Source organism: Streptomyces murinus, from assembly GCF_002154555.1.
GTDB lineage: Bacteria > Actinomycetota > Actinomycetes > Streptomycetales > Streptomycetaceae > Streptomyces > Streptomyces murinus.
On record NZ_MUNF01000055.1, the window covers coordinates 1 to 12,800 of the forward strand.

The window sequence follows — 12,800 nt, forward strand, 5'->3', positions numbered from 1 at the left end:
ACGTACGGCTGCTGGCGGCGGCCGCCTCGGAGGCGTCGCGGTGCCGGTTCAGGGCCTGGCCCGCCGCCAGCAGCCGTACGTCCACGGGGGTCCCGGCGTCCAGCACCTCGCGCGCGTAGCGGTGCAGACGCAGCAGCAGCCGTACCTGGTGCCAGGGGCCGTCCTGGGGGTGCGGGGACGGATCCGGGGACAGGCCGTGGATCAGCGCCTCCGCGTTGTACGGGTGGCCCGCGGTGAGCAGCGGCAGCGCGGTGATGGCGTCGGTGAGCCGCTCGCGGGCGGCGCCGGCCAGCGGGCGCAGGTCGGTGGTGGTGGCGGTGGGGGTGAGGGGCACCTCACTGGCGAGCACGGCGACTTTGTCGGCGACGGCGTGGAAGCGGCTGGAGCCGAGCGCCTGGAGGGCGGTGGAGTGGGCGCGGGTCCGGGCGAGGGTGAGCTGGCGGTCGAGCAGGGCGCCCGCCTTCGCCGCGCCCACCGTCAGATTGCCGCGCTCCGGCGGGGCGGCCGCGGGGCCGCCGGGCACCGTCACCTGCTCGGGGAAGGCCGCCGCCCCCGACAGCCGGTGCAGTGCCTGAAGCAGCCGCTCCAGCCGGGCCTCGTACGCGTGCTCAAGCGCCAAGGTGCCCGAGAGCCACGCCAGTTCGGGCCGCATCGACTCCGACCAGGCGGGGTCGAGCAGGGGGCGGTAGGTGTGCAGGCTGCCGCTGATGCGCCGGGCCGAGCGGCGCAGGGCGCGGGCCGCGTCGACGGATTCCTCGCCGGAGCCCGTGGCGCCCCCGGTCTCCCGGTGCAGGCGCAGGGCGCGCAGGAACTCCGTGGCGTGGGTGCGCAGATAGCCCGCGAGGGCGTCCCCCGTCACCACCTCGGCCGTGGGGTCCGTCGGGTCAAGGTGTTGCTGTGCCACGCCGGCGCCTCCGGGCGTCTATGAGCATCTCCTGGATGTTGCGCAGGGGTTGGCCGTCCGCGTCTATCGCGTGCCGGGTCCACTCGCCGTCCGGGCCGAGGTGCCAGGACGCGGTGGTGTCGGACATGCCGGTGTCCAGCAGCCGGTTGATGGCCGCGCGGTGGCCGGGGTCGACGACCCGCACCAGGGCCTCGATCCGCCGGTCGAGGTTGCGGTGCATCATGTCGGCGCTGCCGATCCACACCTCGGGCTCGCCGCCGTTGCCGAAGGCGAACACCCGGGAGTGCTCCAGGAAGCGGCCGAGGATCGAGCGGACCCGGATGTTCTCCGAGAGCCCGGGGACGCCGGGCCGGATCGCGCAGATGCCGCGGACCCAGACGTCCACCGGCACGCCCGCCTGGGCGGCCCGGTAGAGGGCATCGATGACGGCCTCGTCGACCATCGAGTTGACCTTGATGCGGATGAACGCCGGGCGGCCCGCGCGATGGTGCTGGATCTCCTTGGTGATCCGCGATATCAGGCCGTCCCGCAGGGACTTGGGGGCGACCAGCAGCCGGCGGTAGGTCTCCCGGCGGGAGTAGCCGGACAGCCGGTTGAACAGGTCGGAGAGGTCGGCGCCGACCTGCGGGTCGGCGGTGAGCAGGCCGAGGTCCTCGTACAGCCGGGCGGTCTTCGGGTGGTAGTTGCCGGTGCCGACGTGGCTGTAGCGGCGCAGGGTCTCGCCCTCCTGGCGGACCACCAGCGACAGCTTGCAGTGCGTCTTCAGGCCGACCAGGCCGTAGACGACGTGGCAGCCGGCCTCCTCCAGCTTCTTCGCCCACTTGATGTTGGCGTGCTCGTCGAAGCGGGCCTTGATCTCCACCAGCACCAGGACCTGCTTGCCGGACTCGGCGGCGTCTATGAGCGCGTCCACGATCGGGGAGTCGCCGGAGGTGCGGTACAGGGTCTGCTTGATCGCGAGGACGTCCGGGTCCTCGGCGGCCTGCTGGAGGAAGGCCTGCACGGAGGTGGAGAAGCTGTCGTAGGGGTGGTGCAGCAGCACGTCCCGCTGGCGCAGCGCCGCGAAGATGTCGGGCGCGGAGGCCGACTCGACCTCGGCGAGGTCGCGGTGGGTGCCCGCGATGAACTTGCGGTACTTCAGCTCGGGCCGGTCCAGGCCGTGGATGCGGAACAGACCGGTGAGGTCGAGCGGGCCGGGCAGCGGGTAGACCTCGGCCTCGGAGACCTTCAGCTCGCGCACCAGCAGGTCGAGCACCTCGCGGTCGATGGACTCCTCGACCTCCAGGCGCACCGGCGGCCCGAAGCGGCGCCGCATGAGTTCCTTCTCCAGGGCCTGGAGCAGGTTCTCGGCGTCGTCCTCCTCGACCTCCAGGTCCTCGTTGCGGGTGAGCCGGAAGGCGTGGTGCTCCAGCACCTCCATGCCGGGGAACAGCTCTTCGAGGTGGGCGGCGATGACGTCCTCGACGGGGACGTACCGGCCGGGGCTGGACTCCAGGAAGCGGGAGAGCAGCGGCGGCACCTTCACCCGCGCGAAGTGCTTGTGGCCGCTGACCGGGTTGCGTACGACGACGGCCAGGTTCAGGGACAGGCCGGAGATGTACGGGAAGGGGTGCGCGGGGTCGACGGCGAGCGGGGTGAGGACCGGGAAGATCTGGTGCCGGAACAGCGTGAACAGGCGGGCCTGCTCCTTGTCCGTCAGCTCGCTCCAGCGCACCAGGTGGATGCCCTCCTCCGCGAGCGCGGGGGCGACGTCCTCGTGGTAGCAGGCGGCGTGCCGGGCCATCAGCTCACGCGAGCGGCCCCAGATCATCTCCAGGACCTCGCGCGGCTGGAGCCCGGAGGCGGACCGGGTGGCCACGCCGGTGGCGATGCGGCGCTTGAGTCCGGCGACCCGGACCATGAAGAACTCGTCCAGGTTGCTGGCGAAGATCGCGAGGAAGTTGGCGCGCTCCAGCAGGGGGGTGTTCGGGTCCTCGGCCAGTTCCAGGACGCGTTCGTTGAAGGCGAGCCAGCTGCGCTCCCGGTCGAGGAAGCGGCCCTGGGGCAGCGGGGTGCCGTCGGCCTGGGACTCCTCGTACGCGTCGAGATCCGCGTCGAGGTCGGGTTCCAGGTCGGAGACCGCGGAGGTCACCGTGTGCGGCCGGTGCGCCGCGATGGAGCCCACGGGGGGCTGCGGGTGCTGTGCCTCTGCCTGGGTGTCTTGCTGGCTCATGAACCCATTCTTCCGCGCGACCGGTGCGACAGGCGCGTCGGAACGCGCGGGCGGGAGCGTCACGGTCCCGTTGCCCGCGGGCCCCTCGGGGGGCGGCGAAGGTTCTGGCACGACGGGTTTCATTGGCCGAGCGTCGCAAGCCCGTCTGAATCGATGGTTACGGAGACATGACGTGCGGGATAGCGCGGGGCGGCTCCCGGGGGTCCGGGGTGCGAAAGCGACGGATTCCGCAGCGGCCCGGACGCGGTCGTACAAGGTCGTACAGGTACGAAAGCCCGGGTGCTCGTACGGGTACGAAAGCCCGGGTGCGGGACCGTACGGCAGCGTACGGTCCCGCACCCGGGCGGAGAAGGGCCGGACGGCCCGTGCCGGAGAGGGCTCAGGCCCGCACGGCGCGCAGCGTCCCGGTCTGCCGGCGCAGGACCAGGAAGCAGCCGGTGACCAGCAGCGCGGCGACGGCCAGGGTCAGTGCGGTGGTGGTGAGCTGGAGTCCCCAGAGGTGGGACTGCGGCTGGTAGGTGTTGTAGCGGCCGGCGAAGCGGTCGAACGCCGTCGCGCAGGACGCGACGGAGTCGCACGTCGGGGGCGGGACATGGGCGCCGGAGGCGGTCACCATGCCCTGGTCGACCACCATGCCCTTGCCGAGGAAGCCCTGGTCGACGGTGCTCAGCCGGGTCACCGCGGGCCACAGGTGCGGCATCGCCAGCTCGGTCAGCCAGCGCACGACGCCTATTGCCACCAGGCCGACCGCCAGCGCGGGCAGCGTCCGGCGCAGCAGCAGGCCCGCCAGGGCGCCGGCGGCGAGCCCGGCGAGGGCCATGGCCGCGAGGGTGGGGCCGCCCGCGTGGAAGGTGAAGCGGTCGTACCACTCCTTGGCGGTCTCGATCCGGCCCTGGCTCGCGGTCCAGGCGCGGTGGTGCAGCCAGGCCAGCAGTCCGGTGCAGACGGTGACGCCGAGCGCCGGGACGGCGAGGCGCACGGCCAGCCAGCGGGCCGGGGAGGTGGCCTGGGTCCAGGCGAGCCGGGCGGTGCCGGACTCCAGCTCCCGGCCGGTCAGCGCGGCGCCCGCCCAGGCGGCCAGCACGAAGGGCAGCACGTTCAGGGCGATGGTGGCGTAGTTGTAGTAGTCCTTGTAGCGCAGGATCGCGTTCTGGTCGTAGCTGCACCGCTCGCTCGTGGTGCAGCTCTCGTACTGCCGCCAGGCGTCCGCCGCCGCGTTCAGGAGCGGGCCGTCGAGGGCGAGCAGCAGGGCGATCAGGGCGATCCAGAGCACGGCCCAGGTGTAGAGCGCGGGCCGGTGCAGGCGCAGCAGCCAGCGGGTCTGCCGGGGCCGGTCGACGGGCGCGGCGGTCAGGGTCACGGCGCTCACGCGGCACGCTCCTCGGTCGGGTTCGGTGCGCCGGCGTCCCGCAGATGGGCGAGGACCAGCTCTTCCAGGGAGGGCGCGGCGGTGCGCCAGTCGTCGGCGAGCGGTCCGGCCGGGCGGATCAGCGCGGTGAGCTGGCGTCCGGTGACACGGGACTCGACCACGGTGTGCGGGGCGAGGTCGGCGCTCGCGGCGCCGCTGACCCGCAGATGGGCGCCGAGCAGCTCGTCGATCTCGCCGGCCAGCCGGACCCGGCCGCCCGCGACCAGCAGCAGATGGTCGCAGGAGTCCTCCAGCTCCGCGATGACGTGCGAGGACAGCACGATCGTGGTGCCGTGCATCGCGGCCTGGCCCATCAGCGTGCCCATCAGCTCGTGCCGGGCCAGTGGGTCCAGGTCGGCCATCGGCTCGTCCAGGAGCAGCAGCTCGGGCCGCTTGCCGAGGGCGAGGGCGAGCGCGACACGGGTGCGCTGGCCGCCGGAGAGGGTGCGGATCCGGGCGGTCGCGTCCAGCTCCTTGACGATGTGCCCGGCCAGCTCCGCGTCCCAGCGCCCGGGGTTGAGGTCGGCGCCCATGCGCAGCGTCTCGGCGACGGTGAGCTGCGGGTACAGCGGCTTGTCCTGGGCGACGTAGCCGACCCGGGGCCTGGCCTGCGCGGCGGTGGTGCCGAGGACGGTGAGGGCGCCCTCGGTGGGGCCCGTCAGTCCGGTGGCGAGGGCCAGCAGGGTGGACTTGCCCGCCCCGTTGGGGCCCACGACGGCGCACACGCGCCCGGTCGGCAGGTGGAACGCGCAGTCCCGCAGGGCCCAGCGGCCCCGGCGGCCGAACCGCTTGCCCAGAGCGTCGGCCCGCAGGGCCGTGTCGCTGCTCATGACGGATCTCCCTGGAAGTGCTTGTCGAGTACGGCGGTGAAGAGCGCGGCCACGTCCTCCCGCTCCAGGCCGGCCGCGTCGGCGCGGCGGGCCCAGTCCTCCAGCTCGGTGCGGAGCGGGGAGTCGGCGGGGGTGGCGCCCAGTGCCCGGCGCACGAAGGTGCCGAGTCCACGCCGTGCCTCGACCAGGCCCTCCCGCTCCAGTTCGCGGTAGGCCTTGAGGACGGTGTTGGGGTTGATGGCGGTGGCCTCGACGACCTCGCGGGCCGTGGGCAGCCGGTCGCCGGGGCGCAGCAGGCCCAGGCGCAGGGCCTGTTTGGTCTGCTGGACGATCTGGACGTACGTGGCGACACCGCTGTGCCGGTCGATGCGATATTCGACCACGCGTTGCACCACCCTTTCACTAATTGAGTAGTGAAAGGGTGGTGCAAAGAAGGGGCGGCCGTCAAGGCGACCGCCCCTTAAGGGTCCTTACGGGCCTTATGTCACGTCTCTGTCCGGTACATCAGGTCCGTCTCGTACGTACGGAAGCCCAGCCGCTCGTACACCGAGACCGCGGCCTTGTTGTCGGCGTCGACGTAGAGCATCGCGGTCGGCAGGCCCTGCGCGGCGAGGTGGCGCAGGCCGATGGTGGTGAGCGCCTTGCCGAGGCCGCCGCCCTGCTCGCCGGGGCGGACCCCGAGCACATAGACCTCGCCGAGGCCCTCCTCGGCGTGCACCTTGGTCCAGTGGAAGCCGATCAGCTCCCCGCGCCGCTCGGCGAGGAAGAACCCGGCCGGGTCGAACCACGGCTGGGCCTTGCGGTCGTCCAGGTCGCGCTGGGTCAGCGAGCCCTGCTCGGGGTGGTGGGCGAACGCGCCCGCGTTGACCGCGAGCCAGGCGGTGTCGTCCTTGCCGGGCTCGAAGGCGCGCACGCTCACGCCCTCGGGCAGCTGCGGGTCCGGCAGTTCGAGACCGGTCAACTCCCGCCGCATCTGGCGCAGTTCGCGGAACAGGGTGAGGCCGAGCACCTGGGCGAGATGGCGGGCGGCGGGGTGCCCGCCGTGCGCCCACACCCGCAGCCGCTTGCCGGAGGCGGCGAGCAGGGCCGCGCCGAGCGCCCGCCCGTGTCCGTGCCCGCGGAACTCGGGGCCGATGACGAGTTCGGCGGCCGGCGCCTCCACCGGGTCGGTGTCTTCCAGCTGGGCGTAGCCGACGAGTTGGCCGTCGACCGACAGCAGCAGATGCGAGACGCCCTCCCGGGCCCCTCCGCGCAGCTGTAGCCGGCCCTGCTCGGACACCGGCTGCTGCCCGTCGACCCGCGCGGCCTCGCCGAGCAGGGTGAGCACGGCCTCGGCCTGGTCCGGGGTGAGCGCGGAATGGGTCTCGATGGAGCGGGCGGGAAAGGCCCGTACGGTGTCGTCGCTGCTCATGCGTACGAGGGTACGGGGCGGTCACGGGCGACGCCGAGAACACCGGCCGGGAGTCGACCGGCGCGGGTGCGCCGGGATGCCGTCGCGGTGTCCTTCACGGTGCCCACGATGTCCACGGTGCCCGCGGTGTCCTTCACGCGGGCCGGACGGCGGCCCGCAGGGTGTCCAGGGCCAGCTTGTCCGTCGCGGCGCTCGCACCGGAGAGGCGGTGCACGAGGATCCAGCCCTGCGGTACGGCACCGGCGAAGACGGACGCGCCGCGTGTCGCGCCGTTGTGCCACAGCAGGCGCCCCGCCTTCTGCCACGCCGGCGCGGGCTCGCCGAGCCTGCGGTCGACGAGCAGGCCGGTGACGAGGCGGGCGGCGGCCCGGGGCGTCGCCCACAGCCCTCCGGCGGGCAGGATCGCGCCGGTCATCGTCCAGGGGCGCCGCGGCCGCCCGAACAGCCCCCGGCGGCACAGCCGTACGTCGGCGGGCGGGTCGGCGGTGACATCGGTGACGCCGAGGGGGTCGAGAAGGTGACGGCGCAGGAGGTCCTCGTACGGGGTGCGGGTGGCCGCGACCAGGGCGGCGCCGAGCAGGGCGTAGCCGAGGTTGGAGTACTCCTCGGTGCTGCCCGCGGGCGCCGTGGCCAGCGTGTCGAGGCGTCGTACGACCGAGTCCAGGGCCCGGTCGTCGAAGCCCGCGTACGGGTCGCGCCCGCGGATCCCCTCGGGCAGCCGGGGCAGGCCCGAGGTGTGCGCGGCGAGATGGCGCAGGGTGATCCCGGTGCCGCCGGGCGCCGGCAGGAACCGTTCCAGCGGGTCGTCGAGTGCCAGGACCCCGCTGTCGGCCAAGGCGGTCAGCACGGTCGCCGTGAGCGTCTTGGTCAGGGAACCGATCTGCACGAACAGCCCGGGGTCGTGGCCGTGCAGGATCCGGGGCGCCTCGAAGCTGCTGAGTATGCAGGTGGGTACGCGGGACATGGCGTTCCTTCGGCGGGACCTTCGGCGGTACCGGACAGGGCTACCCTGCCACCTCGGCCGCCGCCGGTTCCGGTGGGGGGACCGGGGCGCCGGGCAGGCGTACGGTCGCCACCGAGCCGCCGCCGGGGGCCGGGGTCAACGTGACCTCGCCGCCGGACTGCTGGACCGTACGCGCGACGATGGACAGGCCGAGGCCGGAGCCGGGGAGGGCACGGGCGCCGGGGGAGCGCCAGAAGCGGTCGAAGACATGGGGGAGTTCGTCCTCGGGGACGCCCGGGCCGTGGTCGCGGACGGTGAGGGCACCGTCGGTCAGCCGGACCTCGACCGTGCCGCCCTCCGGGCTGAACTTCACCGCGTTGTCCAGGATGTTGACCACCGCGCGCTCCAGCGCCGACGGCTCCCCGACCACGAACCAGGGCTCCAGATCCGCCGTGATCGTCAGCTCCGGGCCACGCAGCCGGGCCCGGCGCAGCGCCGCCTCCACGGTGTCCTGGAACGGCACCACCTGCACCCGCTCGCCGCGCTGCCCCTCCGAACGTGACAGCTCCTGCAAGTCGCCGATCAGCGAGGCCAGTTCCGTCATCTGCGCCTTCACCGAGTTCAGCAGCGCCTTGCGGTCCTCGGGCGGCAGCGGGCGGCCGGTCTCCTCGCTGCGGGTGAGCAGTTCGATGTTGGTGCGCAGCGAGGTCAGCGGGGTGCGCAGCTCGTGCCCGGCGTCCGCGATCAGCCGCTGCTGGAGCTCCCGGGAGCCGGCCAGCGAGGCCGTCATGGAGTTGAAGGACCGGGACAGCCGGGCCACCTCGTCCTCGCTGTCGTCCTCCACCGGGATCCGGATGGTCAGATCCTCGGTGCGGGAGACGTGCTCCACGGCCTCCGTGAGCTTGTCCACCGGCCGCAGCCCGGCCCGGGCGACGGCGAGACCCGCGGCACCGGCGCCCAGGACGCCGACACCGGAGACCAGCAGCAGGATGAGCGCCAGGTCGTTGAGGGTCTTCTGGGTGTTCTTCAGCGGTACCGCGATCATCATGGCCGCGCCCGGATACAGCTGGGGGCCCACGTTGGTGTCGATCACAAGCGGCATGGTGAGCACCCGGACGTCATTGCCCTGGGTGTCCGTGCCGTTGCGCAGGATGCCGCTGCTGCGGGTGCCGCCGTCGCGGATCACGGCCCGGTCGGCGGCGGTGGTCCGCACCGTGCCCGGCGAATCCGAGGGGACACAGGGCGTGCCGTCCGGCTTGACCAGCTGCGAGTAGACGGTCTCGTGGGTGCGCAGGCCGCTGTAGGGAGAGGGGTCGACCGGCTTGGGCGGGCAGGAGGCGAGCAGCTTGTACACCGCCTCCGCCGCCGGGCGCGGCGCCGATCTCTCCAGGTCCTTGTCGATCTGCTCGTACAGCTTCCGCTCCACGATGAACCAGCAGGTCACCGACACGGCCGCCACCGCGAACGCCACCGCCGCCGCGACCAGCACGGCCAGCCTGGCGCGGATCGGGAGCGAGCGGTAGCGCCGTACGACCTTGTTCACTCGGCGCCGCCCTGCCGCAGGACATAGCCGACGCCCCGCACGGTGTGCACCAGCCGGGGCTCCCCGCCCGCCTCGGTCTTGCGGCGCAGGTACATCACGTACACGTCCAGGGAGTTGGAGGACGGCTCGAAGTCGAAGCCCCAGACCGCCTTGAGGATCTGCTCCCGGGTGAGGACCTGGCGCGGGTGCGCCATGAACATCTCCAGGAGCGTGAACTCGGTGCGGGTCAGCTCGACCTGCCGGCCGCCCCGGGTGACCTCCCGGGTCGCGAGGTCCATGCGCAGATCGCCGAAGGTGAGGGCCTCGTCCGCCTGGGCCGCCGGGGAGACGGCGGCCGCGTAGGAGCTGCGCCGCAGCAGGGCGCGGATCCGGGCGAACAGCTCGTCCAGCTCGAAGGGCTTGACGAGGTAGTCGTCGGCGCCCGCGTCCAGGCCGGTCACCCGGTCGCCGACCGTGTCGCGGGCGGTGAGCATGAGGATCGGGAGGGTGTCCCCGCCGCCGCGGATACGGCGGGCCGCCGTCAGACCGTCCATCCGGGGCATCTGGATGTCCAGGACGACCAGGTCCGGCTGGTACGCCGCGGCCTTCTCCAGCGCGTCCGCGCCGTCGACGGCGACCTCCGTGTCGTACCCCTCGAAGGCGAGAGAGCGCTGGAGCGCCTCGCGTACGGCCGGCTCGTCGTCGACGATCAGGATGCGCTGGGTGTCACGGTCGCCTTCGGCGGGGCTCATGCTCGCGATTCCTTGTGGAGATGGGTCGTGTGGTGGGGGTTGTCCGTGTTCGGGCCGTTCAGGCTGTTCGGGTCGTTCAGGTCGTTCAGGTCGTTCGGGCGTCTTGGTGACGTGCCCTCCAGCCTCCCATGGTGCCGGGCCGGGAGGCACGGATGCCAAGGGTCAGGCCGTCATGGCCGCGAGATTGCGCATCGCGGTCAGCCGGTGCAGCGGCACCTTGTGGCCCCGGCGGTGATGCCGGTCCGCGGAGCTGCGGCGCAGCCCCATCAGCTGCGGGACGGGTGCCGGGACGATCTCCGCGGCGCGGGGTTCGGGGGCGGCCGGCGTGTGCAGTCGGCGCGCCACCGCGAGGGCGACGGTGAGGTCGGCCGGGCCGAGGCCCGCTTCCCGGTGGAAAGTCAGCTGGATCATGATGTTCCTCCAGACACCCCGAGTGACGCTGAAAGGCCCTGGTGAGGACCGGGTCAGGACCCGATGGGGCCCTTGGTTCCGCCCTTGGTCCCGTTCTTAGTTCCGCCCGCCGGACCGCAGCTTGGCCAGGTCGGACTTGACCGTGTTGACGGGGATCGCGAAGCCGAGGCCGATGCTGCCCGCGTCCGAGGACGAGGACGCCTGCTGGCTCGACGAGTACATCGCGGCGTTGATGCCGATGATGTTGCCGGCCGCGTCGATCAGCGCGCCGCCGGAGTTGCCGGGGTTGAGGGAGGCGTCCGTCTGGATCGCCTTGTACGTGGTGGTGGACGAGCCGGTGTCGCCGTTGAAGTTGCGGCCGCCGAACTGGAACGGCCAGCTTCCGTCGCCGCCCTGGCCCTGCGCCTGGCTCTCGTCGGTGGGCACGGTGACATCCCGGTCGAGCGCCGAGACGATGCCGCTGGTGACGGTGCCGGTCAGGCCCTCGGGCGAGCCGATCGCCACGACCGAGTCGCCGACCTGCACCCCGCTGGAGTCGCCGAGGGTCGCCGCCCGCAGCCCCGAGGCGCCCTGGAGCTTGATCAGCGCGAGGTCCTTGGAGCTGTCGGTGCCCACCACGTCGGCGGTGTAGCTGTGCCCGTCGCTGGTGCGCACCTTGACCGACTGCGCGCCCGCGATGACGTGGTTGTTGGTGACGATCTCGCCGTTCGACGAGATGACCACGCCGGAGCCGGTGGAGGAGCCGTTGTCGAGGGTGGCGTTGATCTCCACCACGCTCGGGCTGACCGCGGCCGCGATCGCGGCGACGTCGCCCTTCTTGCCGGCCGGCACCACGGCGGTGCTGGTCCCGGTGGCCGTCACGTCGTTCTTGCCGGCCAGCTCCTGGAAGCCGTACGCGGTGGCGCCGCCGACCGCCGCCGCCACGATCGCGACCGCCGCGAGGAGGGCGACGGAACCCCGGGCCCGCCTGCGCCGCGGCTCCGGCTCCGGTCCGGCGGCCGGCAGCGGCGAGGCGGCCGTCGGCTCGTACGCCGGCGGGGGCGGCCACTCCGGGTTCACGGGAGCGGAGTAGCCGTGACTCTGACTGTAGGGACCCTGCGGGTCGTCGTAGTCGTACTCGCCGCTGCGGCGGAAGCTCTCGGTCATGGAAGAAGCGTCCCCGGCGACCATGAGAGCTTCCTGAGTGCTCGCTGAGAAGCCCGGCAGAACCTCGTTTGCCCGATATAAAGACGTCTCTCGGCGCTCGGCGAGGGCTCTCAGCAACCGTTAAGAAGCGGCTCTTGAGGACCCGACGACGTTGTCAGTGCTCGCATCCGCAGGAGGGGCGCACCACCAGGCGGGAGGGGAACGTCTTCAGCCGCTCGCGCCGGGATCCGGCGACCCGCAGCCCGTCGTCCAGCACCAGGTCGACCGCGGCCCGCGCCATCGCCGAGCGGTCGGAGGCGACCGTGGTCAGCGGCGGATCGGCGAACGCGGCCTCCTTGATGTCGTCGAAGCCCGCCACGGCCAGCTCCCCTGGCACGTCCAGGCGCAGCTCGCGGGCGGCCCGCAGCACGCCGATCGCCTGGTCGTCGGTGGAGCAGAACATCGCCGGGGGCCGGCGGGGCCCGGACAGGATCTCCAGGGCCGCGCGATAGGCGTCGTACCGGTTGTACGGCGCCTCGAACAGCCGGCCCTCGGTGCTCAGGCCCGCCTCGGCCATGGCCCGCCTCCAGCCCTCGACGTGGTCGGAGACCGGGTCACCGATGGCGGGGGTGTCCGCGGTGCCGCCCATGCAGGCGACGTAGGGGTGGCCGTGCTCCAGCAGATGGCGCACGGCGAGCTGGGCGCCGCCGAGGTCGTCCGTCACCACGGCGACGTCGTCGATGGCCTCGGGCCGCTCGTGCAGCAGCACCACGCGGGCGTCCCAGGCGTCGATCTCGGCGGCGGCCTGGTCGTTGAGCGCGTGGCTGACCAGGATCAGACCGGAGACCCGCATCCCGAGGAAGGCCCGCAGATAGTGGACCTCGCGCTCGGCGATGTAGTCGGTGTTGCCGACGAGCACCATCTTGCCGCGCTCGGAGGCCGCCTGTTCCACGGCGTGCGCCATCTCCCCGAAGAAGGGCTGGCGGGCGTCCGGGATGATCAGCCCTATGAGGTCGGTGCGCCGGGACGCCATCGCCTGGGCGACCCGGTCCGGGCGGTACCCCAGCTCCTTGATCGCGGCGAGGACACGCTCGCGCGTGGCCGGGGCGACCGGCCGGGGTCCGTTGTTGATGACATAGCTCACGACGGCGGTGGACGTCCCCGCCAGCCGCGCCACATCATCCCGAGTCACCTTGGCCACGCGCGGAGTCTACGCGGATTGACCCAGTTCGGGCAGGGTGTTCGGCACCCTCGCTGTGGGCGCCCCGCACCGGTCGGCGAC

At 72.8% G+C, this 12,800-nt stretch carries 12 protein-coding genes; all 12 read right to left on the bottom strand.

All coding sequences use genetic code 11. The annotated features are described in order from the left end of the window. A partial coding sequence (locus CCN72_RS04100) for a CHAD domain-containing protein (protein WP_107430060.1) occupies positions 1-904 on the bottom strand: 904 nt, incomplete at its 3' end. Further along, positions 885-3,239, bottom strand: a complete 2,355-nt coding sequence (locus CCN72_RS04105) for an RNA degradosome polyphosphate kinase (RefSeq protein WP_208637912.1) — start codon at positions 3,237-3,239, stop codon at positions 885-887. The genes CCN72_RS04100 and CCN72_RS04105, both read right to left, overlap by 20 nt. A 256-nt stretch (positions 3,240-3,495) precedes the next feature. Continuing rightward, positions 3,496-4,485, bottom strand: a complete 990-nt coding sequence (locus CCN72_RS04110) for a hypothetical protein (protein WP_086806360.1) — start codon at positions 4,483-4,485, stop codon at positions 3,496-3,498. Further along, positions 4,482-5,354, bottom strand: a complete 873-nt coding sequence (locus tag CCN72_RS04115; protein WP_086806361.1) for an ABC transporter ATP-binding protein — start codon at positions 5,352-5,354, stop codon at positions 4,482-4,484. The genes CCN72_RS04110 and CCN72_RS04115 overlap by 4 nt, the downstream gene beginning before the upstream one ends. Next, complete coding sequence (locus CCN72_RS04120) at positions 5,351-5,737, bottom strand: GntR family transcriptional regulator (RefSeq protein ID WP_085568618.1); 387 nt, start codon at positions 5,735-5,737, stop codon at positions 5,351-5,353. The genes CCN72_RS04115 and CCN72_RS04120 overlap by 4 nt, the downstream gene beginning before the upstream one ends. Before the next feature lie 101 nt (positions 5,738-5,838). Beyond that, entirely contained in the window at positions 5,839-6,765 is a 927-nt protein-coding gene (mshD, locus tag CCN72_RS04125) for a mycothiol synthase (protein ID WP_037653463.1), read from the bottom strand. A gap of 133 nt (positions 6,766-6,898) precedes the next feature. Further along, complete coding sequence (locus CCN72_RS04130; RefSeq protein WP_086806362.1) at positions 6,899-7,729, bottom strand: serine hydrolase domain-containing protein; 831 nt, start codon at positions 7,727-7,729, stop codon at positions 6,899-6,901. Between the two features lie 40 nt (positions 7,730-7,769). Beyond that, positions 7,770-9,251, bottom strand: coding sequence for a sensor histidine kinase (locus tag CCN72_RS04135; protein ID WP_086806363.1), 1,482 nt, complete (start codon positions 9,249-9,251; stop codon positions 7,770-7,772). Continuing rightward, positions 9,248-9,982, bottom strand: a complete 735-nt coding sequence (locus CCN72_RS04140; RefSeq protein WP_037653459.1) for a response regulator transcription factor — start codon at positions 9,980-9,982, stop codon at positions 9,248-9,250. The genes CCN72_RS04135 and CCN72_RS04140 overlap by 4 nt, the downstream gene beginning before the upstream one ends. A 162-nt stretch (positions 9,983-10,144) precedes the next feature. Continuing rightward, positions 10,145-10,393 (bottom strand): hypothetical protein, encoded by a 249-nt coding sequence (locus CCN72_RS04145; protein ID WP_085565439.1) that lies wholly within the window; start codon positions 10,391-10,393, stop codon positions 10,145-10,147. A 96-nt stretch (positions 10,394-10,489) separates the two neighbouring features. Further along, the gene (locus tag CCN72_RS04150; RefSeq protein ID WP_086806364.1) at positions 10,490-11,539 is read right to left on the bottom strand and encodes a S1C family serine protease; all 1,050 of its coding nucleotides are present in this window, start codon (positions 11,537-11,539) and stop codon (positions 10,490-10,492) included. Positions 11,540-11,693: 154 nt separating this feature from the next. Beyond that, complete coding sequence (locus CCN72_RS04155; RefSeq protein ID WP_086806365.1) at positions 11,694-12,719, bottom strand: LacI family DNA-binding transcriptional regulator; 1,026 nt, start codon at positions 12,717-12,719, stop codon at positions 11,694-11,696. Positions 12,720-12,800: the final 81 nt, after the last annotated feature.

Coding starts and splice junctions, on each gene's coding strand:
- mshD (WP_037653463.1), bottom strand. CDS start 6,765: ATGAGCAGCGACGACACCGTACGGGCCTTTCCCGCCCGCTCCATCGAG.
- CCN72_RS04145 (WP_085565439.1), bottom strand. CDS start 10,393: ATGATCCAGCTGACTTTCCACCGGGAAGCGGGCCTCGGCCCGGCCGAC.
- CCN72_RS04150 (WP_086806364.1), bottom strand. CDS start 11,539: ATGACCGAGAGCTTCCGCCGCAGCGGCGAGTACGACTACGACGACCCG.
- CCN72_RS04140 (WP_037653459.1), bottom strand. CDS start 9,982: ATGAGCCCCGCCGAAGGCGACCGTGACACCCAGCGCATCCTGATCGTC.
- CCN72_RS04105 (WP_208637912.1), bottom strand. CDS start 3,239: ATGAAACCCGTCGTGCCAGAACCTTCGCCGCCCCCCGAGGGGCCCGCG.
- CCN72_RS04130 (WP_086806362.1), bottom strand. CDS start 7,729: ATGTCCCGCGTACCCACCTGCATACTCAGCAGCTTCGAGGCGCCCCGG.
- CCN72_RS04115 (WP_086806361.1), bottom strand. CDS start 5,354: ATGAGCAGCGACACGGCCCTGCGGGCCGACGCTCTGGGCAAGCGGTTC.